A 19,901-nucleotide genomic window follows, 5' to 3' on the forward strand; every position below is an offset into this window, starting at 1 on the left:
GTTTGATCCATGCTCAAACTCATCTATTATGTCCCTGAATCACACTTAGAATCGACCAAGCTTGCCATTTTTGAAGCAGGGGCAGGTGGTATGGGGAATTATGAGCATTGTGCTTGGCAAGTGTTGGGAATAGGGCAATTTAAACCTGTAAAAGGTTCAAATCCATTTATTGGTGAACTCGATACTTTAGAGCAACTTCCTGAATGGCGTGTAGAAACCATTGTTCCAGAAGAAAAAGCTGTGCAAGTCGCAAAAGCTTTAAAGGCAAGCCATCCTTATGAAGAGCCTGCTTTTGAGTTTATTCAAGTCATTGATATTTAATAAGTTTTTTTATTGATAAGGGAGGGTTTTGACCTCTCCCTAACCCTCTCCTGAAAGGAGAGGGAACTTATGATATTTTCATCGCTCTCTTGAGAGGAGAAAGAATTATTAACCTCTTCCAAACTCTTTCCTAAAAGGAGTTGAAATTGTTAACCTCTCCCTAACTCTTTGTTGATAGGAGAGGGCACTTATGATATTTTCCTCGCTCTCTTGAGAGGAGAAGGAATTATTAACATCTCCCAAAGTCTTCCCTAAAAGGAGTTGGAATTATTAACCTCTCCCTATCCATCTTCTGAGAGGAAAGGGAATTTTATAAAATTAAACTTTTTGAATAAATAGCTTACGATCAAAACGATATTGTGGGTAAAACACACCATCTTCAGCTCGTTCACCAGCAGCAACGACCATGACTGGATATTCATCTGCATTTAAATTCAAGATCTTGCGAACCATTGGTTCATCAAAGCCTTCCATCATGCAACTGTCAAAACCATAAGCACGTAAAGCCAATACTAGATTTTCACATGCCAAAGCTGTTGTTTTAGTCGCCCAAAGTTTGGCATCCGCAGGGGTATAAGCTGTTACAGGAAGTTGTTTATCAAACTGACGTGCGACCTTAAACGCAACTTTCTTAAAGTTACCTAAGGCATTGAAATAGCCTGTTTTATAGTTATATGGAATAAAACGATAGTATTTTTTAACTAAAGGTGGGATTTCAGGAAAAGGAAATTCATTGATGTTATTTTCAGCCATTTCATCAATACGGTCAGTACGTGCAATACAAACAATCAATTCAGCAGCGGTTCTTGCAGCAAACTGGTTTAGACATGCTTTTACTAAACGTTTCTTTTTCGGTTGTGATTGAACGACATAAAATGTCCAAGGCTGTAAATTCGATGAGTTTGGTGCAAGCAAAGCTAAGTCTAAACATGCATCTAAGGTTTCAGCAGGAATGGGTTTGTCTGTAAATTTACGTACAGATCGGCGGCTCTCAATTACCTTTCTAAAGTTATCAACATCAATATCTTGTGGAGCTGCTTCGTAATAACGTTTTTTAGGTTGAGCATCTTGTGACATTGTCATTCTCTCATTCTAATAAAAATAATTTGATCAACTTTAAACAAAAAAACCACTTAGCCTTCAGATTGATTGCTAAGTGGTCTGTTATTTTCAATTCAACAATTAGTTAAATTGAGCAAAATCAGGTTTGCGTTTTTGCATAAATGCTGCAACTGCTTCAGCCATTTCAGGTGATTTCACACGTTGCATAAATATAACGGCTTCATCATCAATACAATCAATAATTTCTTGTAGATTATGTTTCATCAATGCTTTGGTCTGTTTTAATGATGCAAGTGGTAGCGCCGCTAAAATTTGCGCTTGTTTTAAAGCATGTGCATAAACATCATCTTCAATGCTATTTACAATACCTGCATTGAGCGCTTTTTCACTGTTAAATTTCTGTGCAGTGAGCAATAATTCAGCCGCTTTATGGTAACCCGCTTGTTGGATTAACAATTTACTTGAAGCACCTTCAGGAGAAAGGCCTAAGCTTACAAACGGAATTTGGAATAGGGCAGTGTTATCGCTATACACAAGGTCAGCATGAAGTAAAATCGTTACACCAATCCCAATCGCAACACCACGTACAGCACAGATTAATGGTTTAGAAAAACGAGCTGCTGCTTTTAAAACAACAAAAGGAGGCGTGTCACCTTCTTTGCCTTCTAGCGGAGTTTGAATAAAAGCCATAAAATCTTGCATGTCATTGCCCGCACTGAAGTCTGCATCTTCACCACGTAAAATAACAACACGTACATCTTTATCTTGATCCGCTTCATCAAAAGCTTTGGCGATCCATAGATAAAGTTCACCGTATAAAGCATTTTTTGCCTTTGGTCGGTTAATGGCTAAAGTCAGTACGCCATTGTCTAAATTCGCATTCAAATGTTCATGTGGTTGTTGAATACAACTAAGTGTCATCGTACTATCCTTGCTTTAGAAATTAATTGAACTCTACGCCTTTATTATGTCGCATAATTTAAAATTCGACACAGACTGGTCAGTTCATAAAAAAGTTAGATCTGCTATGAAATATACATTTGATTATCTCGTTTACATTGGTCGCTTTCAACCCTTCCATTTAGCACACATGCAGACAATAAAAATTGCTTTGCAACAAAGTCAATTTGTAATTTTGGCGCTTGGCTCAGCACAGAGTGAGCGCAATACTAAGAATCCGTTCCTTGCGAAAGAACGTGAGCAAATGATTTTGTCTAATTTTTCAGAAGCAGATCAACAGCGTATTCGTTTTGTGCATGTGATTGATGTTTATAATGATGTTAAATGGGTGGAATTGGTTAAATCACTGGTGGCAAGTGTCGTCGAAACGGAAGATCGAGTCGGTTTGATTGGACATTTTAAAGATGATTCATCTTATTATTTACAACTTTTCCCTGAATGGAAAATGGTTGAGTTAGAGAGTTTAGTGGGTTCAATTTCGGCAACACCATTGCGAGAGGCATATTATCGAGGTGAAATTCGACAAGCAGAATTTCCACTCGGTACAGCTGAATTTCTAGAAAAATTTCAACAAACTGAAATCTATCAGCAATTAAAGAATAAATTCCAAGCACAAGATCGATCTAATCTTTAAGTTGTTAATCGTTGTATTGATACTTCATGCTGTGCTTGTTTTAGTCTAATTATTCGTCTAAAAATATAATCATTGGTGAAGTATCAAGCCACTTTATTTTATAGCCATCAACATTCTATATTCATCAACTTAAAATAAGCTGCGTTTGTTCAATTAAGGTTTTTGTTAAAGATGCGAGTTGACTAGATTGTTGCTTCCAGTGATGCCAATACAACTCGAGTTCAAGTCTTGCTTCGGGCATGATTTCGACTAATTTTCCAGTAGCTAACTCATTTTCTACTTGTAAATCAGGCACCATGCCATAACCGAGATTAAGCAAAATCGCTTCAACAAATGCTGTTGACGATGGAATGTAGTGGCATGGATACATATTGGCGGTTAAGCCATAAATGCGTTGTATAGTTTGCATATGTACATGATCTTTATCATTAAAAATAACAGTCGGTGTGTTCCTTAAACCATTTCGATGTATACCATTTTGAAAATAATGTTGAATAAACTGTGGTGTTGCAACCATGCGATAAGACATTTTACCTAAAAGCGTAGCCTCACAGCCTTTCATCGGACTTGATTCTGTGGAAATACATGCATTGACCAAACCCGCTTCAAGCAAGTGGTGTGTTTGAGATTGATCATCAATTTTTAGATCGATAATGATCTTTTCTTGAATTAAAGTTTTTTGGATACTGCTTAATAACCATGTCGCCAAAGAGTCTGCATTCGATGCAATATTCAGTTTGAAAAATTGAGAATTAGAACGTTGTCCCTGCAAGTTTTGGATTAAGTTTTGCTCCATCAAGCGGTGATGTTGTAAGAAAAGTAAAACTTCCTGACCAGATTGTGTCACTTTACACGGTCTTTCTCGAATGATCAGCACTTGCCCGAGTTGTTTTTCTAAAGTTTGTAATCGCAAGGTCACGGCAGAAGCGGTGATATTTAAACGTGCGGCCGCCAATTCAAAGCTACCTGTTTCTGCAACAGCTAAAAAAGCCTCACTGTGTTTACTTTGCAGCATAGAGATGTCCCGATTCAAATATAGTGATTAATCAAACTCATAAAATTCTATTGCATAAAACTCGATGACTAAATAATTACAGCATGAATGATCTAATCAGATGCTAAAACCAAGTATGACAAGAACACTGAAAATAAAACCAAGCATTATCAAAGCTTAAAAATCACAACCTAAGAAAAACTTAGTTAAATTAATATTTATTTAGAAATACTCATTTAGTCGATTTAATTTGGATAATAGCACGATTCTCTAAATCAATTAAAAGTGTAGTTTCATCATGTTGCAAAGTTATATGCAAGGTTTTGCCATCGGGATGAGTTTAATCATGGCGATTGGTGCGCAAAATGCATTTGTGCTCAAACAAGGTTTGAAAAAACAATATGTTTTTTGGATTTGTCTGGTGTGCATCGCCTCGGATTCGATCCTGATTCTATTGGGCGTACTTGGCTTTTCTAAAATTATGCAAACCAATCCTGAGTTAGTGGAATGGGCGAAATATTTGGGTGCAACATTCTTATTCTTTTATGGCGCACAGCATTTTTATAAAGCTTTCACAGCAACGACTAACTTATTACCAAGTGAGAAAGATGAGTCGAAGCTTTTGAAAATGGTGTTGATCTGTTTGGCTTTAACATGGTTAAACCCGCATGTTTATTTGGATACAGTGGTTTTAATTGGCTCTATTTCTACGCAATTTGAACATGCAAAGCTTCAGTTTGCTTTGGGTGCAATTACTGCTTCTTGGATTTTCTTTTTTGCTTTAGGTTTTGGTGCTCGTTTCTTATTACCTATTTTTAAAAGTGCTAAATCTTGGAAAATCCTAGATTTTGTTATCGGTTTAGTAATGTGGGGCATTGCCACTTCATTGATTGTTTAAGGTTTTCTAAGGCTGTCTCAATTGATTTTTTATCAGCTGGCTCAATTAGTGGCATACTTAATGACATAAATCAAAAGCCTTATTGGCTTTTGATTTTATTTCAAGCAAGAAAAATTAACCTGCTTGAAGTGCTTTTAAGTCTTCTAAAACTTGTTCTGCATGACCCGCAGCTTTTACCTTACGGTATTCTTTTACAAGCTGACCATTATGGTAAATAAAAGTTGAGCGCTCGATGCCCATGACTTTTTTACCATACATATTTTTTTCTTTAATCACATCGAAGTGTTTACACAATATCTCTTCTTTATCGCTGATTAAGTTAATGGTCAGTGCTTGCTTTTCAGTAAAGTTTTGATGTGCTTTGACTGAGTCACGTGATACACCAATTACAGTTGTATTGGTCGAATCAAACTGATCTTTTAAGCAAGAAAAACCAACAGCCTGAGTGGTACAACCTGGTGTAGAGTCTTTAGGATAAAAATACAAAACCAACCAATCTGTTGTAAGTTCAGTCAGGTTAATTTCACCCGTTGTGGTAGGAAAAGTCTGATTTGGAAGTTGAATGGATTCAGTCATTTTTCATCCTTAATGTTCATCATGTTTTAATTCAAGTGTTAAAAAGGCATAATTTTCGTGAAATAGAATATCACCTTTACGGACTGAAAGTGGGGTTTTAAAAATAGGTGCATTAATCACAGTGGTATGAAATTCACCTGCTTCACCACAGGGATCAATCTTGCGTGACAATAATTCTTCTACATAATCAAGGGTTAAAATTCGCCCTAAGTCTGCAACTGTCGTTCCTAAATTTAGGTTTACAGTTACGATCATGCACTCAAATCCAAGTGTTATCAGTTCATGTACGATTTCTAAACGAGGTTTTTGCCACAGTGGCATACACAGTTTTAAATTACTACGTTTGCAAACAGATTGATTCCATTCAGCATGTGCAATCAGGTCAATATCACCAGTGAGTAGAGTTTCAGCATTTAATTGTCTAGCTTGAGCAAGTAAATCTAAGAATGTTGCTTCGTAGTTAGACCAAGTTGCTGAACCTTTTAGAATGGGTAAACCAATTGCAGTAGCCTGTGCATCTATAATTTCCAAAGGCATGGCATGTGAACGTGATCTTAAACCTTGTTCTTCAAGCATCACCATTAAAGCAACAGGTTTTGCGTGTTGCATTGCATAATAGAGTGCGAGACTACTGTCTTTACCACCACTATAAGAGGCAACGAAATTTTCCCCTTTTAAGTGATTGTTATTCCATGGAGATTGCATAATTTCCTAGATGCTATTTAAAAAATAGTGATAAAAAAGCCTGCGTAACGCAGGCTTTGACGCAAATGCCAAAATTATTTTTTCGCTTGTGCTGCTTTCATTGCCGCTTGAGTCAGCGTTTCTAACTTACTTGTAAGTTGCGGGCCAAAACATGCTTTAAGCGCAGCATTTTGTTGTTGCACAAAAGCTAAGCTAGATGGGTTTTTCTTTTGGTTTACAGCACTTTGAATTTCCCATTTTTGAGCTTCTGTTACTTTACCTTGAGCATCAATTTGGCATGAACAAAACTTACTCACTTCAGCGCTTGTTAACTTTCCACCCTTTGCAGTTTCAGTTTTACAAACATTGACCAATGCAGATTTTACATTTGTACTTTTATAAGCTTGTTGAAGTGGATTTGCTTCAGCAGCATGAGCAGTAGAACCCATCATTGCAACGATTGAAAACATTGAAGAAAGAAGAAGACCTGATTTTAAGTTTTTCATAAACTGTACCTTGTTATTACGCAATATAACGTGTTGGGTCTGCGACGCCTGCATCCATAAAGCCTTCCTTACGAAGACGGCAGCTATCACATTTACCACATGCACGTCCTTGGTCATCTGCTTGGTAGCATGAAACCGTTTGGCTATAGTCTACGCCATGTTCCAAGCCTAAGCGTATTATATTCGCTTTGGATAAATGTAACAGAGGTGTTTCAAATTTAAGCGGTTTTCCTTCAACACCGACTTTTGTCGCAAGACGTGCCATATTGGCAAAAGCTTCGATAAACTCTGGTCGGCAGTCAGGATATCCTGAATAATCAACAGCATTGATCCCAATCACGATTGCTTGAGCATCAAAAACTTCAGCAGCAGCCAGTGCATAAGACAGGAAAATGGTGTTACGTGCTGGAACATAAGTTACAGGAATACCATCAGTTTCATGATCAGGTACATCAATGTTATGGTCTGTAAGTGCAGAACCACCCAAATTACCCAAATCAATATTGATCACACGATGTTCAACCCCAGCACGTTGAGTCAAAGCACGAGCTGCATCAAGTTCGGTGGTTGAACGTTGACCATACATAAAACTCAGGGCAATACATTCGTAATTTGCTTGCGCCCAAGCCAAACAGGTTGTTGAGTCTAAGCCGCCAGATAATAAGACAATGGCACGAGGGCGCATATTCACAGTCTCCGAAAAATTTATAAAACTAGGATGATTAGGATAGCTAGGAAATTAACGACCTGTTTCATCATTCCAAAGCAATTTATGTAATTGCAATTGGAAGCGAACAGGGAGGTGGTCGTCTAAAATCCATTGAGCCAAATCACGTGCAAGCTGTGGTAAACGTACTGCACCTTTTTCTACGGCAAAAGCAGGTGAGAACCATACGGTACTGACTTTGTCATTTAAAGCATATTGCTCAACTTGTTGCTTAGACCATTCGTAGTCTTCACGGTTACAAATGACAAACTTGATTTGATCGTGCTGAGTTAAATGATCTAAGTTACTGATTAAGTTGCGTTCAACTTCGCCAGAAGTGGGTGTTTTTAAGTCCAATACTTTTGAAATACGAGGGTCAACTTTAGATACATCTAAAGCACCACTGGTTTCTAAAGAAACTTGGCAGCCCAAATCTGCTAAACGTTGCATCAATGGTAATGCATTGGGTTGAGCAAGCGGTTCACCACCTGTCACACAAATATAAGGGGTCTTGTAATCTAAAGTTGTTTGAATAATTTGATCTAAAGATTGACGTTCACCGCCTTCAAAAGAGTAAGTTGTGTCGCAGTAAGTACAGCGTAATGGACAACCTGTTAATCGAATAAAAACAGTGGGTAATCCTGCTGCATTGGCTTCACCTTGTAGAGAATAGAAAATCTCCGTAATACGTAACCCCGCAGACGGATCAGAAACAGGAATAGTAGAGGATCGGAGAGAATTCATAACATTTACCACAGTTTACAAAATGAAAAATCTCCACGCTCATGACTGAGCGTAGAGATGAGGAACAATGTACGTTCCGTATAAATGATGAAAATTAGTCTTCGCGAAGAAGTTCGTTCAAACTGGTTTTAGAACGTGTTTGCGCATCTACTTTTTTCACGATAATTGCAGCATAAAGGCTGTAAGTGCCACACTTAGAAGGCAAGCTACCAGCAACAACAACAGAACCTGCAGGTACACGACCGTAGTGAACTTCGCCCGTTGCACGGTCATAAATCTTAGTCGATTGACCAATAAATACGCCCATTGAAATAACAGAACCTTCTTCAACAATCACGCCTTCAACGATTTCAGAACGTGCACCGATGAAGCAGTTGTCTTCGATAATGGTTGGATTTGCTTGAAGTGGTTCAAGTACACCACCAATGCCTACACCACCAGAAAGGTGAACATTTTTACCAATTTGCGCGCATGAGCCAACAGTTGCCCATGTATCAACCATTGTGCCTTCATCTACATAAGCACCAATGTTGACATAAGATGGCATTAACACCACATTCTTCGCTTGGAAGCTACCTTTACGTGCGACAGCAGGCGGTACAACACGTACACCAGCTGCTTTAAACTGAGCTTCAGTCCAGCCTGTAAATTTAGTATCTACTTTGTCGTAGAATTGAAGATCACATGACTCGATAGGTTTGTTGTCATTCAACTTAAATGATAACAACACTGCTTTTTTCAACCATTGATGAACAATCCATTCACCATCAACTTTTTCAGCTACACGAAGCGTACCATTATCTAAACCAGCAATGGCTTCTTCAACAGCCTGGCGAACTTCTGCTGGGCAATCTGCAGCAGTAAAGTTGGCACGATTTTCAAACGCTTGTTCAATGATCGTTGAAAGCTGAGACATAATCTTCCTTCCCAAAAAATTTTTAAAGATTCTACACTAAATTGGCTTTGGATTAGAGATAAAATCTAGTTTCAATCGGAAAAACTAATCTTAAACTTTAAAAGAACATAAGCCTAAATAATTGATCGCTCATATTTTCTTAAAGTCAACTTGTTTGAAAGCAACAATTTATATTCATTTGTATCAAAAAATAACAAAAACCTATCAATTTCGCTATTAATTGTGAAGAGCAAATAAAATATGATCCATTTGAGTCAAAACACACATGAATGATTAAAGAACAAACTCTATTTTTTTAGGAGATATAAATGAAAGTGTTAAAATTAGTTGCGCTTACAGCGGCATTCTCAGCTTCTACTTTTGCAATGGCAGATGAATCTGTTGTTCAGCAAGGTCATGTATTTGAAGCTAATCAATTAATTCCAACAGGCGCACGCCTTGAAGTTGGTACTACAGGTTACGGCGGTGCTTTACTTTGGACTGCAAACCCATATGTAGGCTTAGCACTCGGTTATAATGGTGGCGATATTTCATGGTCAGATGATTTGTCTATTGATGGCACGAAATATGACATGGATATGGACAACAACTTGACCTATTTGAATGCTGAAATTCGTCCTTGGGGCGCGAGTCAAAATAGATGGGCTCAAGGTGTTTATGTTGCTGCGGGTGTAGGTTATGTTGATAGTAAATATGATTTGAAAAAATCGTTAAACAGTACAAATGACACATTAAAAATTGATGGTAAAAACTACTACGCTCCAACAGGTAAAGGTAGTATCGACGGAACTGTTGATTATGATAACCAAATTGCTCCATACCTAGGTTTTGGTTTTGCGCCTAAAATCAATAAAAACTGGGGTGTGTTTGGTGAAGTTGGTGCGTACTATACAGGTAATCCAAACGCTAATTTAAAAGCAACTGGATTACAAGAAGTAGGTGGTACGGCTTCAGGTGATTATGCTGCTGAACGTTTAGAATACAAAGTAAGTAATGATGATAAATATCAATGGTTACCAGTAGGTAAAGTAGGCGTTAGCTATCATTGGTAATCCTTTAAAGAATCCAATAAAAAACGAGCTTAGGCTCGTTTTTTATTGGTTGAATAGAGCATTGATGCAAAGAAAAGAGGCTATACTATTTTTTCAAATCAAAAGTGATAGCCAATTTTTATACCATGTGCAAAAGCATTGTTATTCGAAACAGCTGATAAAGTTCCATTTTGAGTGATTGGATTACTTGTATCGAGCTTTTTAACTTCAGCTTTATTAAACTTGAAATATTTCATGCCATAAGCAACAAAACCATTTTTATGAAATTTATATAATGCTCCTAAACCCAATCCATAAAACCCATCCGATGGATTGAGCGTACTGGCAGGGTTACCACTACCAGAGTCCCAAGATAAATCTGTAAAGCTCACCCATTGATCTGAAAAAATATGGGCAAGTCCCAACTTCGCAGACCATTGATCGTTATTATAATCAATCAAATTAAACGGTTTGATTAAGTCTGGGTATTGTTGAACTGCGAAATCAACCACTGCCCCAAACTGATGGGGTTGAATTTCAAAATCTTTCCAATTCACCCATCTGAGATTGCTATATAGCATATTTTTAGGCGTTAAACCTGTTTGGATATCTAAATTCACTGATTGTGGTGTGGTGATTTCTGTTTTCGCAGTAGGAACCACATTTAAAGCCTGATCAGAAATACTTTCACTTACAGCAGATTGGTGGGTAATTTTAGAACGATAGGTGATTGCGGTTTTTAAAGCGTATATTGGTAGTTGGTAGCTTAAACCTGCTATCCAACCATGACCTGAGCTTTGTTTAAATTTGGCTTGATAACCACTCATAACGGAATAACTTGGGCCAAAAACGTCAAGATCTCCCTCAAATTGTTGATAAACAGCACCTGTATACAGATTCCAATTTAATGTCGGTTGATATCCCACAAGCATTGAAATACTTTCACTCTTAAATTTTAAATTTGTAGATTCAATGGTTTGTTTTCCAAGCATGGATTGAGGGTGGTAATCATAACTGAGATTTACACCATAAGGTTGATCATAAATCACACCAAAGGAAATCTGTGGGTGGATTTGAAATTTGGCTGCTACATTGGCGAAATGATAATCATCGACCAAGTTTCCTGTAGAAAAGTTTTCTACGCCGATTTGTTGTAGTGCTTGCTGATTTTGCACTCGCCCTGAAACATCGGCATATAGTTCAGCATAGGATAGTTCTAGATAATTTTCTGATTCTAAAAAAGGTAAAATGGATTGATCAGATTTTTCTATTGCTGCTGCGTGGCTCAAAATAGGTAAAAAGCTACTGCCCAGAACAATACTGAATAAGGGTATTTTCATATATCCTCCCAAATCGATAAATCGATTTGCTTGGTGATTTTTTGACTATTTGTTGAATCCGATCATAAATAAACTGAAAAATGAAGAATTAAACAAAATGGCTAATTTTTCCACATTTGATCTGTTCTGTATTTTTTTGTCAATCTAAACAGTGAGTTTTATCATGTATTTATGAGAAAAAGGGGCAAATGCCCCTGATTTTAAATTTTTACTAAATATTAAAACTTAGATTATTAAGTCATTCTTTTAATCTAGTCATCTGGGTAGGCTATTTTCTTTAATGCTTTTATATCTGCCTCAGGTGAGCACAGTGAAATAAACTCATAACCATAACCACGAAGTAAATGACCTTTACGCACAGCAATCCACGTGGTGTTTAAACCAAAAATATCGGTATTGATTTGTTTTAAACGATGGTCACGTTCTAAGTCATAAGCCACATCATTGACAATACCTACCCCCATGCCGAGTTCAACATAGGTTTTAATGACGTCGGCATCCAGTGCTGACATCACAATATCAACATCAAGATGGGCTTCTTCAAAGGCTTTATCAATCTTAGAACGTCCTGTAAAACCACCGTGGTAGGTGATAATTGGATGTTCAGCAAGCTTTTCTAAAGTAATCTCTTTGGGATCAATTTTAGTCAAAGGATGGTCTTGCGGGGTAATGATACTGTGTTTCCAGTTATAAAATGGAACACTCCCCAAATTATCCTCAGTCGTTAAAGATTCTGTCGCAATACCAATATCAGCAAGACCTAAAAGTAGCATTTCAGAAATTTCAACAGGGCTGGCTTGTTGCAAAATCAAATGAACTTTGGGAAAAGCTTTTTTAAATAAATTGACGATTGGCGGCAAGACATAGCGTGCTTGAGTATGGGTTGTTGCAATGGTCAATGTCCCCTCATCAACCTTATTAAAGTCATCAGCAAGACGTTTAATATTGTCCGCATCAATTAACATACGTTCAACAATACTGAGTAAAGCTTGCCCTGGTTCAGTTAAACCCAATAGACGTTTACCTTTACGTACAAACAGTTGCACACCTAACTCATCTTCCAAGTCTTTAATGTGTTTACTTACACCAGATTGAGAGGTGTAAAGTGCTGCAGAAGCTTCTGTTAAATTATAATTTTGACGAACTGTTTCGCGGATAATGCGTAATTGCTGAAAGTTCATTTTGTTCGATACCTCAATGGCGGATGAGCATTCAATCGCTCATCCAATCGTCGTTTATGCGACTTGATTTTCAAATAGGTGAAGTGTAGATGCACTTACCCAAACAGTTTGATTTGGTCTAAATTGATGTAATTTTGCTTCTTCAGGATTTAAAGCAATTTCAATCAGTTGTCCTTGACGATCCTGTAATTCTGCCATGACTTTACCTGCAATCCAAACTTCACGTAAAAAAGTGGCTTGAATTGCATTTTCAGTCGGCTGAGCATGAATTTTTAACTCATTTGGGCGAGCAAAAGCGATCACTTTACCGTCAGCTGTATTTCGAGCAGAGGGAAGTTGGATACGATCTTCACCAATTTGGATAATACCTTGATGATTTTCACCTTCAAAACGATTGGCTTGCCCGAGAAAATCAAATACAAACGGTGTCGCAGGTTTTTCATAAACTTCACGAGGTGAACCAATTTGTTCAATATCACCTTTATTCATCACCACAATCTGATCTGCAACTTCAAGTGCTTCTTCTTGGTCATGTGTCACGAATATAGACGTGATATGCAACTCATCATGTAAGGTGCGTAACCAACGGCGTAGTTCTTTACGAACTTTGGCATCCAGTGCGCCAAAAGGTTCATCTAAAAGTAAAACACGGGGTTCAACAGCCAAAGCACGAGCAAGTGCAATACGTTGACGTTGTCCACCTGAAAGTTGTGCAGGATAACGATCTGCCAAGAAGCCGAGTTGAACTAAATCCAGTAAACGAGTCACACGCTTTTTAATTTCAGCTTCATTTGGACGAGTCGCACGAGGGCGTACACGCAAACCGAATGCAACATTGTCATATACCGTCATATGGCGGAACAAAGCATAATGTTGGAATACAAAACCGACTTGACGTTCACGTACGTGAATTTGGGTAGCATCCGTTCCTTCAAGAATCACTTGTCCACGATCTGCCGATTCCAAACCTGCAATAATACGCAATAGTGTTGTTTTACCACAACCTGATGGACCAAGGAGCGCAACCAATTGACCATCTGGAAAATCGAGAGAGATATTTTTAAGTGCATGGAATGCACCGAAGTTTTTTTCAATATTTTTAACTTGAATACTCATGGTCATTCCTTAAGAAGCGATAGATTCTTTGTTTTCACGATTTTGTTTCTCTTGGCGGTATTCAACCCATGTTTTGAGAATCAATGTGAAAATTGCCAACAATGCAAGCAATGAAGACACCGCAAATGCCGCACTAAAGGTATATTCGTTATATAAAATTTCAACATGTAAGGGTAAGGTATTGGTTTCACCTCGAATGTGCCCTGATACCACAGACACAGCACCAAATTCACCCATTGCACGTGCATTACATAAGATCACACCGTAAATTAAACCCCATTTGATATTTGGAAGCGTAACTTTCCAAAAGGTTTGCCAACCTGATGCACCCAATACAATTGCAGCTTCTTCTTCTTCTGTACCTTGCGCTTCCATTAAAGGAATCAGTTCGCGTGCAACAAAGGGTACGGTAATAAACACGGTTGCTAATACGATGGCAGGCGTTGCATAAAGGATTTTAATGTCATTATCCATCAACCATCCACCTAACCAGCCTTGTGAACCGAAAATCAGAACTAACATTAAACCCGCAATGACTGGAGATACAGAAAAGGGCGTATCAATAATAGTGGTGAGAATTGATTTTCCACGGAAGTTAAACTTCGCGACACACCATGCTGCTGCTACACCAAAAACCACATTCAACGGAACTGCAATCGCTGCTGTTAATAAGGTTAATTTCACCGCAGATAAAGTATCTGGATTGATTAAAGCTTCGAAATAAACAGAGACACCTTGTTTGAAGGCTTCAACAAAAACCAGAATCAACGGCAGTATTAAACAGCTTAAGAAAAAGATTAAAGCAATAGTAATTAAAGTATAACGAACCCAAGTTGGTTCACGAGTTGCATCACGTGATTGCAACTTTATCGCTAAAGCATTGCTGTTGGTATTTAAGCTCATCGTGCTGTTCTCCCTGTGCGGCGACTTGCCCATGCTTGTACTAAGTTAATCAAGAACAAGATAAAGAATGAGATGACCAACATGACAACGGCAATTGTGGTTGCACCTGCGTAATCATATTCTTCTAGGCGGGAAATGATCATAAGTGGCGCAATTTCAGTTTCAAAAGGTTGATTCCCTGCGATGAAAATCACTGAACCATATTCTCCAACGCCACGAGCAAATGCCAGTGCAAAGCCAGTCAACAAGGCAGGAAATAGAATCGGTAGAATAATTTTAGTCACGATTTGTAAACGATTGGCACCCAGTGCTGAAGCCGCTTCTTCTAATTCAGTTTCTAAGTCACTTAAAACGGGCTGTACAGTACGAACGACAAATGGAATACCAATAAAAATTAAAGCTAAAGTAATACCGATAGGCGTATAAGCAATTTTAATTCCAAGTGGTTCAAGGTATTGACCAATCCAACCAGTAGGTGCGTATAACGATGTAAGTGCAATACCAGCAACCGCGGTAGGTAATGCGAATGGTAAATCAACCAATGCATCGACAATGCGCTTGCCCGGAAATGAGTAACGAACCAGACACCAAGCCAGTAATAAACCAAAAACCACATTGACCAATGCCGCAACGATGGCTGTACTAAAACTGAGCTGTAATGATTTTAAAATACGTTCTGAGCTGATGATTTCCCAAAAACCATCCCAGCCTACACCGAGTGATTTGATAAAAACAGCAGATAAAGGAATCAGAACAATTAAAGATAAATACGCTAGGGTGAAGCCTAGTGAAAGACCAAATCCTGGCAGCACTCGGGATCGCTGCGACATGATGACTCCTCGAAAGAGAGAAAGCTTATTGAAATCAATAAGCAAAATTAAAATGAATGAGGCAAAGCTTAAGAGGCATCAGTTAAAATGCAAATTTAAAAAACAACTTTTTGATATCAGGCTTATTGATAATGACTTGTTTTTTCTCAGAAATGATGTAATTGAAAATTTCTGGAAAAGGCCCAAAACCCGATGCAACGTTAATGTGTCCAACTTCCCCAAGATTGATGGGCTTGATGTTCCAAGCTGCCGCAAGTGCGTTAACTTCATCAAAAGCAAACCAAGGATCGTTTTCACTGATTAACATTGTGGTTGGTACAGAGGTTTTTAAGCCGTAAAAATAACTTTGATAATCACCTATGCTGTCTGTTGCAAACCCATTCACACCAAAGCGTTTAGGGTTTGCAGGAGCAACCAAAATCAGTTTTTTAACTTTTTGAGCAAGTTCAGGAGCTTCATACAAGGCAGCTAGACTGGTTAAACAACCAAAGCTATGTGCAACGATTTGAATTTTATCATCGGTTGCTTCTAAGACTTTGATTAGTTCTTTCATCCATTGTTTAAGAATGGGCTTATTCCAGTTTTGCTGTTGTACGCGAGTACGGTGTTGCAATTGATTTTCCAACCAAGATTGCCAGTGAGTTTGATCACTTCCACCAACGCCGGGAACAATAACTGTATGTACCATGACAATGCTCCTGTTTACGACTTGTCGCTATCGGTTATTTACTATTGGCCTTAACGATTTGGTCAAATATCCCGTTATTTTCAAAATGTTGTTTTTGCACTTTCGTCCAACCACCAAACTCTTTATCAATTGTCACTAATTTCAGTGGTTTGAAGGTTGTCGCATATTTTTTCAACGTTGTTGCATTACGTGGACGATAGTAATTTTTCGCAGCAATTTCTTGTCCAGCAGGCGAGTATAAGTAGTTCAAATACGCTTTAGCCAAATTCAAATTGCCATCTTTTGCGGCATTCTTTTCAACGATCGCTACAGGCGGCTCAGCTAGAATTGAAAGTGATGGTGTGATGATTTCAAATTTTCCCGGTTGTTCGCGAGTTGCTAAGAACGCTTCATTTTCCCAAGCCAATAACACATCACCTATACCACGTTCAGCAAATGTCGTTGTTGAACCACGCGCACCTGAGTCTAAGACTTTGGTTTGTTTATAAATTTGACGAACAAATTCTTGAGCTTTTGCATCTGAACCATATTTATGTTTTGCCCAAGCCCATGCTGCTAAATAGTTCCAACGCGCACCGCCTGAAGTTTTAGGGTTTGGTGTGACAATCTCAACACCTGGTTTAACTAAATCGCCCCAGTCTTTAATTGCTTTAGGGTTTCCTTTACGAACAAGGAACACGATTGTTGATGTATATGGTGTAGAGTTTTGAGGGAATTTCTTTTGCCAATCTTTTGGTAATAAGTTGGTGTTCTGTGCGATTGCGTCGATATCGGCTGCAAGTGCCAAAGTCACGACATCCGCTTGTAAACCATCGATCACGGCACGGGCTTGTTTTCCTGAGCCACCATGTGATTGTTTAAAGTTAATGTCTTGACCTGTTTTAGACTTCCAGTATGTTGCGAACTGTTGGTTAAAGTTGTCGTATAACTCCCGCGTTGGGTCGTAAGAGACATTTAAAAAGTCTTTAGCAGCGATTGAGTAAGTTGAAGCAGAAAGAAGCGTTGCGACGACTGCTAATTTTAATTTTGAAAATTGCATGGCTGAGTCCCCAAATTTTTCAGAAGTTCGTTAATATGGGGTGAGCATAACGCTAGTCTTTATTCATAAAAAATAATAAAAAACGAATTTTATATGAATTAAAAAGAAATAGCTTTTGTGTATATCGTTATTAAAATCTGTGCAAAGACTCGAGGTAAGTAGTGTGATGATTTGTCTTAAAAATGCTCAACAAGTTGATTCAATACCACTTTTAGATCGAGCATTTCATTATGGAGATGGTTGTTTTACCACAGCCCGATTACATCACAATATTTTAGAGTTGAAAGATTTACATTGGGCACGCTTAGCGCTGGCTTCAGAAAAATTATTCTTAAAATTTAATCAAGTTTTATTGGAACAAAGCATAGAAGTGCTTCAACAACAATTTCCAGTCTTAAACGGCACATTAAAAATCATGTTAAGTCGTGGCGAAGGCGATCGTGGTTATGCGATGCCTGAGCATGATGCAGATGTTTATGTATTGTATTATCCAAAAAGTACTGAGGATTTCCAGCCCGAATACATTGAGAGTGGTGTGTTAGATCAAGCAATTGGTTTGATGATGCCGAATCTTGTGGGGTTAAAGACCTTAAACCGCTTAGAGCAAGTCATGCTGAAAAAAGAAGCTGCGGAGAAGGGTTGGTTAGAAGCTTTGGTGACAGATGTGCAGGGCTCAGTTGTTGAAGGCGTGAGCAGTAATTGTTTTATTCAAATAAACAATACATGGATTACGCCAGAACTTCGTTATAATGGGGTACATGGTGTAATGCGTGCGGAAATTTTGTCACGTATGCAACATTTTGGTGTTTCATGTGAGCAACGTTTTGTGGATATGGACGAAATTCGGCAAGTGCAAAGTTTATTTTTTTGCAATGCTTTAAGTCCGATGAAAATTGCCAAAAACTTGAATCATCAAACCTTAGACACTCAACCTTGTGTTGAGTTATTTGAAACTTTACATTTAAGTCAGTTTAATACTCATGTCGCAAGCTAAATCTAAGTCTAAACCTAAAAAGAAAGTTCAAGATAAAGCCAGCAATAAAATGCCACATAAAGGTATTGCGATCATTTTGATTGTACTTTTAATACTTAGTGCAATTATTTTAAAAATGAGTATTTTTAAAAGTTATCCTGTCGAAGGGCAAAAACAAAAGTTATCCATTAGCAATGGAGAAACCTATACGGGTTTTATCGACCAATTGGCGGAAGAAGATAAAGTCAGTTTTCCGATTATTTTAAAACTTTATCGTAAAATTTTTATCCATGACACCATGAAAGCAGGGGTGTATGAAGTCACAAAAGGCATGAATATGCGTCAAGTATTAGAAATGGTTTCTAATATTGAAAATGCGCAAATGAGTCGTCTTTTGGTGATAGAAGGGACGACAGCTAAACAACTGGTTCAAGCACTTAAAAAAGATCCACTGGTTGAAAAATCAGTGGTTAATTTACCGAGTGCTGAAATGTTGAAAGCCTTAAATATCCCTTATGATCATCCTGAAGGATTATTTGCACCTGATACTTATTTCTTTGATAAAGGTGCAACAGATAAGCAAATTTTGACAGATTTATATCAACGTCAAATGAAAATTTTAGATGAAGCTTGGGAAAAGCGTGCACCTAACTTACCTTATAAAGATAAATATCAAGCCTTGATTATGGCTTCAATTATTGAAAAAGAAACTAGTGTAGACAGTGAGTTACGTCAGGTTTCAGGGGTGTTTTATCGTCGATTAAAGCTTGGTATGCGCCTACAAACAGATCCAACTGTGATTTATGGTATGGGTGATAAGTATCAAGGTAAGATTTCTAAACAAGATTTACGTACACCAACAGCTTATAATACTTATACGATCAATGGTTTACCGCCTACACCGATTGCATTGCCAAGTAAAAAAGCGATTGAGGCAACATTACACCCTGATCAATCAGAGAATATTTATTTTGTTGCAACAGGGAATGGCGGGCATAAATTTACCTCAAATTTATCAGACCATAATCGTGCAGTGCAGGAATATATTGAAGTTATGCGAGCTAAAAATTAAGGAATGAGTATGTTTATCAGCTTTGAAGGTACAGAAGGCGTTGGAAAAACCACCCTCATTCGCAAATTATTTGATCATTTTCAACAACAAGGTAAAGATGTTGTGTTAACCCGTGAACCGGGGGGCACACCTTTAGCGGAGCAAATTCGTTCATTATTGCTTTCGGTGAATCACGATGAACAAATGAGTAATGATACAGAGTTGCTTTTAATGTATGCAGCGCGTGCACAACATTTACAGAACGTGATTGTTCCTGCATTGGGGGAAGGGAAGATCGTATTATGCGATCGTTTTGTCGACTCTAGTTTTGCATATCAATGTGCAGGTCGTGGCTTGAGTCGCGACAAGCTACAGCTTTTAAATGAAAATTTTGTTGTACGCATGCCTGATATTACTTTTTGGCTCGATGCACCGATTGAATTGGGTATGACGCGCGCACGTGAGCGTGGTGCATTAGATCGTTTTGAACAAGAAAAACTGGTGTTTTTTGAATCTGTGCGCAGTGGTTTTGCAGAAATTCATATGCGTGATTCGCAACGAATGAAACGTTTGGATGCAACCCAAACTCCAGAGCAAGTTTTTGCAGATGCAATTGATTATTTAAAATAGGTAGGCAAATACGACCTATTTTAAATCCTAGGTGAGCATTCAAAACAAGTGACAAATTAAGTTATTTGTGGTGTAAATTTTTAACTTAATTGCTAATGTATTCAATATCAAATGTCTT

At 38.0% G+C, this 19,901-nt stretch carries 23 protein-coding genes; 7 read left to right on the plus strand and 16 right to left on the minus strand.

Annotated elements, in window-relative coordinates:
• Positions 1 to 9: 9 nt before the first annotated feature.
• A complete protein-coding gene (locus ACY45D_RS05890) occupies positions 10 to 321 on the plus strand; it encodes an NGG1p interacting factor NIF3 (RefSeq protein WP_463108856.1) in 312 nt (103 codons plus the stop codon).
• A 318-nt stretch (positions 322 to 639) separates the two neighbouring features.
• On the opposite strand, the gene ACY45D_RS05895 is transcribed toward ACY45D_RS05890, so the two are convergent.
• Positions 640 to 1,398 (minus strand): nitroreductase family protein, encoded by a 759-nt coding sequence (locus tag ACY45D_RS05895; protein WP_463108857.1) that lies wholly within the window; start codon positions 1,396 to 1,398, stop codon positions 640 to 642.
• 105 nt (positions 1,399 to 1,503) lie between these two features.
• Positions 1,504 to 2,304: an enoyl-CoA hydratase gene (locus ACY45D_RS05900; protein ID WP_463108858.1), complete on the minus strand. Its 801-nt coding sequence runs from the start codon at positions 2,302 to 2,304 to the stop codon at positions 1,504 to 1,506.
• 106 nt (positions 2,305 to 2,410) lie between these two features.
• On the opposite strand from ACY45D_RS05900, the gene ACY45D_RS05905 reads away from it, so the two are divergent.
• A complete protein-coding gene (locus ACY45D_RS05905) occupies positions 2,411 to 2,977 on the plus strand; it encodes a nicotinate-nicotinamide nucleotide adenylyltransferase (RefSeq protein WP_463108859.1) in 567 nt (188 codons plus the stop codon).
• Between the two features lie 124 nt (positions 2,978 to 3,101).
• On the opposite strand, the gene ACY45D_RS05910 is transcribed toward ACY45D_RS05905, so the two are convergent.
• Positions 3,102 to 3,992 (minus strand): LysR family transcriptional regulator ArgP, encoded by an 891-nt coding sequence (locus ACY45D_RS05910; RefSeq protein WP_463108860.1) that lies wholly within the window; start codon positions 3,990 to 3,992, stop codon positions 3,102 to 3,104.
• 277 nt (positions 3,993 to 4,269) lie between these two features.
• Here ACY45D_RS05910 and ACY45D_RS05915 point away from each other — a divergent pair, with 277 nt between their 5' ends.
• Entirely contained in the window at positions 4,270 to 4,869 is a 600-nt protein-coding gene (locus ACY45D_RS05915; protein ID WP_463108861.1) for a LysE/ArgO family amino acid transporter, read from the plus strand.
• Between the two features lie 114 nt (positions 4,870 to 4,983).
• On the opposite strand, the gene ACY45D_RS05920 is transcribed toward ACY45D_RS05915, so the two are convergent.
• From ACY45D_RS05920 to dapD, 6 genes are all read right to left on the minus strand, one after another.
• A complete protein-coding gene (locus tag ACY45D_RS05920) occupies positions 4,984 to 5,445 on the minus strand; it encodes a peroxiredoxin (protein WP_463108862.1) in 462 nt (153 codons plus the stop codon).
• Between the two features lie 9 nt (positions 5,446 to 5,454).
• Positions 5,455 to 6,150: a Dph6-related ATP pyrophosphatase gene (locus ACY45D_RS05925; protein WP_463108863.1), complete on the minus strand. Its 696-nt coding sequence runs from the start codon at positions 6,148 to 6,150 to the stop codon at positions 5,455 to 5,457.
• A 74-nt stretch (positions 6,151 to 6,224) separates the two neighbouring features.
• Complete coding sequence (locus ACY45D_RS05930) at positions 6,225 to 6,635, minus strand: hypothetical protein (protein ID WP_463108864.1); 411 nt, start codon at positions 6,633 to 6,635, stop codon at positions 6,225 to 6,227.
• Between the two features lie 16 nt (positions 6,636 to 6,651).
• A complete protein-coding gene (queC, locus tag ACY45D_RS05935) occupies positions 6,652 to 7,320 on the minus strand; it encodes a 7-cyano-7-deazaguanine synthase QueC (protein WP_463108865.1) in 669 nt (222 codons plus the stop codon).
• 54 nt (positions 7,321 to 7,374) lie between these two features.
• Complete coding sequence (gene queE, locus ACY45D_RS05940) at positions 7,375 to 8,085, minus strand: 7-carboxy-7-deazaguanine synthase QueE (protein ID WP_463108866.1); 711 nt, start codon at positions 8,083 to 8,085, stop codon at positions 7,375 to 7,377.
• A gap of 94 nt (positions 8,086 to 8,179) precedes the next feature.
• Positions 8,180 to 9,001, minus strand: coding sequence for a 2,3,4,5-tetrahydropyridine-2,6-dicarboxylate N-succinyltransferase (dapD, locus tag ACY45D_RS05945; protein WP_463108867.1), 822 nt, complete (start codon positions 8,999 to 9,001; stop codon positions 8,180 to 8,182).
• A gap of 308 nt (positions 9,002 to 9,309) precedes the next feature.
• Between dapD and carO the strand changes: the two genes are divergently transcribed.
• A complete protein-coding gene (carO, locus tag ACY45D_RS05950; RefSeq protein WP_463108868.1) occupies positions 9,310 to 10,053 on the plus strand; it encodes an ornithine uptake porin CarO in 744 nt (247 codons plus the stop codon).
• Positions 10,054 to 10,151: 98 nt separating this feature from the next.
• Here the strand turns inward: carO and ACY45D_RS05955 are convergent, their stop codons facing one another.
• The 7 genes from ACY45D_RS05955 to ACY45D_RS05985 all read right to left on the minus strand — a co-directional run bounded on the left by ACY45D_RS05955 (position 10,152) and on the right by ACY45D_RS05985 (position 17,129).
• On the minus strand, positions 10,152 to 11,372 hold the full coding sequence (locus ACY45D_RS05955; protein ID WP_463108869.1) for an outer membrane protein transport protein: 1,221 nt from the start codon (positions 11,370 to 11,372) through the stop codon (positions 10,152 to 10,154).
• A gap of 251 nt (positions 11,373 to 11,623) precedes the next feature.
• Entirely contained in the window at positions 11,624 to 12,553 is a 930-nt protein-coding gene (locus ACY45D_RS05960; RefSeq protein ID WP_463108870.1) for a CysB family HTH-type transcriptional regulator, read from the minus strand.
• A 54-nt stretch (positions 12,554 to 12,607) separates the two neighbouring features.
• The gene (locus tag ACY45D_RS05965; protein WP_010115826.1) at positions 12,608 to 13,669 is read right to left on the minus strand and encodes a sulfate/molybdate ABC transporter ATP-binding protein; all 1,062 of its coding nucleotides are present in this window, start codon (positions 13,667 to 13,669) and stop codon (positions 12,608 to 12,610) included.
• Positions 13,670 to 13,678: 9 nt separating this feature from the next.
• Positions 13,679 to 14,572, minus strand: coding sequence for a sulfate ABC transporter permease subunit CysW (gene cysW, locus ACY45D_RS05970; RefSeq protein ID WP_463108871.1), 894 nt, complete (start codon positions 14,570 to 14,572; stop codon positions 13,679 to 13,681).
• Entirely contained in the window at positions 14,569 to 15,402 is an 834-nt protein-coding gene (cysT, locus tag ACY45D_RS05975; protein WP_463108872.1) for a sulfate ABC transporter permease subunit CysT, read from the minus strand. Before cysT ends, cysW begins: the two co-directional genes overlap by 4 nt.
• 82 nt (positions 15,403 to 15,484) lie before the next feature.
• Positions 15,485 to 16,090: an RBBP9/YdeN family alpha/beta hydrolase gene (locus ACY45D_RS05980; RefSeq protein WP_463108873.1), complete on the minus strand. Its 606-nt coding sequence runs from the start codon at positions 16,088 to 16,090 to the stop codon at positions 15,485 to 15,487.
• A 34-nt stretch (positions 16,091 to 16,124) separates the two neighbouring features.
• Positions 16,125 to 17,129, minus strand: coding sequence for a sulfate ABC transporter substrate-binding protein (locus ACY45D_RS05985; protein ID WP_463108874.1), 1,005 nt, complete (start codon positions 17,127 to 17,129; stop codon positions 16,125 to 16,127).
• Positions 17,130 to 17,295: 166 nt separating this feature from the next.
• Between ACY45D_RS05985 and pabC the strand changes: the two genes are divergently transcribed.
• Genes pabC through tmk form a run of 3 tightly spaced genes read left to right on the plus strand, consistent with a single transcriptional unit; the run spans position 17,296 to position 19,783 of the window.
• A complete protein-coding gene (pabC, locus tag ACY45D_RS05990; protein WP_463109437.1) occupies positions 17,296 to 18,123 on the plus strand; it encodes an aminodeoxychorismate lyase in 828 nt (275 codons plus the stop codon).
• Complete coding sequence (gene mltG / locus ACY45D_RS05995; RefSeq protein ID WP_463108875.1) at positions 18,110 to 19,174, plus strand: endolytic transglycosylase MltG; 1,065 nt, start codon at positions 18,110 to 18,112, stop codon at positions 19,172 to 19,174. The genes pabC and mltG overlap by 14 nt, the downstream gene beginning before the upstream one ends.
• Positions 19,175 to 19,183: 9 nt before the next feature.
• Positions 19,184 to 19,783, plus strand: coding sequence for a dTMP kinase (gene tmk, locus ACY45D_RS06000; RefSeq protein ID WP_463108876.1), 600 nt, complete (start codon positions 19,184 to 19,186; stop codon positions 19,781 to 19,783).
• Positions 19,784 to 19,901 lie beyond the last annotated feature (118 nt).

The organism is Acinetobacter sp. BZX-2, from assembly GCF_055179795.1.

Coding starts and splice junctions, on each gene's coding strand:
- ACY45D_RS05925 (WP_463108863.1), bottom strand. CDS start 6,150: ATGCAATCTCCATGGAATAACAATCACTTAAAAGGGGAAAATTTCGTT.
- carO (WP_463108868.1), top strand. CDS start 9,310: ATGAAAGTGTTAAAATTAGTTGCGCTTACAGCGGCATTCTCAGCTTCT.
- ACY45D_RS05890 (WP_463108856.1), top strand. CDS start 10: ATGCTCAAACTCATCTATTATGTCCCTGAATCACACTTAGAATCGACC.
- dapD (WP_463108867.1), bottom strand. CDS start 9,001: ATGTCTCAGCTTTCAACGATCATTGAACAAGCGTTTGAAAATCGTGCC.
- ACY45D_RS05915 (WP_463108861.1), top strand. CDS start 4,270: ATGTTGCAAAGTTATATGCAAGGTTTTGCCATCGGGATGAGTTTAATC.
- cysT (WP_463108872.1), bottom strand. CDS start 15,402: ATGTCGCAGCGATCCCGAGTGCTGCCAGGATTTGGTCTTTCACTAGGC.
- ACY45D_RS05985 (WP_463108874.1), bottom strand. CDS start 17,129: ATGCAATTTTCAAAATTAAAATTAGCAGTCGTCGCAACGCTTCTTTCT.
- ACY45D_RS05960 (WP_463108870.1), bottom strand. CDS start 12,553: ATGAACTTTCAGCAATTACGCATTATCCGCGAAACAGTTCGTCAAAAT.
- queC (WP_463108865.1), bottom strand. CDS start 7,320: ATGCGCCCTCGTGCCATTGTCTTATTATCTGGCGGCTTAGACTCAACA.
- ACY45D_RS05980 (WP_463108873.1), bottom strand. CDS start 16,090: ATGGTACATACAGTTATTGTTCCCGGCGTTGGTGGAAGTGATCAAACT.
- cysW (WP_463108871.1), bottom strand. CDS start 14,572: ATGAGCTTAAATACCAACAGCAATGCTTTAGCGATAAAGTTGCAATCA.
- ACY45D_RS05930 (WP_463108864.1), bottom strand. CDS start 6,635: ATGAAAAACTTAAAATCAGGTCTTCTTCTTTCTTCAATGTTTTCAATC.
- ACY45D_RS05905 (WP_463108859.1), top strand. CDS start 2,411: ATGAAATATACATTTGATTATCTCGTTTACATTGGTCGCTTTCAACCC.
- queE (WP_463108866.1), bottom strand. CDS start 8,085: ATGAATTCTCTCCGATCCTCTACTATTCCTGTTTCTGATCCGTCTGCG.
- ACY45D_RS05955 (WP_463108869.1), bottom strand. CDS start 11,372: ATGAAAATACCCTTATTCAGTATTGTTCTGGGCAGTAGCTTTTTACCT.
- pabC (WP_463109437.1), top strand. CDS start 17,296: ATGATTTGTCTTAAAAATGCTCAACAAGTTGATTCAATACCACTTTTA.
- ACY45D_RS05900 (WP_463108858.1), bottom strand. CDS start 2,304: ATGACACTTAGTTGTATTCAACAACCACATGAACATTTGAATGCGAAT.
- mltG (WP_463108875.1), top strand. CDS start 18,110: ATGTCGCAAGCTAAATCTAAGTCTAAACCTAAAAAGAAAGTTCAAGAT.
- ACY45D_RS05895 (WP_463108857.1), bottom strand. CDS start 1,398: ATGTCACAAGATGCTCAACCTAAAAAACGTTATTACGAAGCAGCTCCA.
- ACY45D_RS05920 (WP_463108862.1), bottom strand. CDS start 5,445: ATGACTGAATCCATTCAACTTCCAAATCAGACTTTTCCTACCACAACG.
- ACY45D_RS05910 (WP_463108860.1), bottom strand. CDS start 3,992: ATGCTGCAAAGTAAACACAGTGAGGCTTTTTTAGCTGTTGCAGAAACA.
- tmk (WP_463108876.1), top strand. CDS start 19,184: ATGTTTATCAGCTTTGAAGGTACAGAAGGCGTTGGAAAAACCACCCTC.
- ACY45D_RS05965 (WP_010115826.1), bottom strand. CDS start 13,669: ATGAGTATTCAAGTTAAAAATATTGAAAAAAACTTCGGTGCATTCCAT.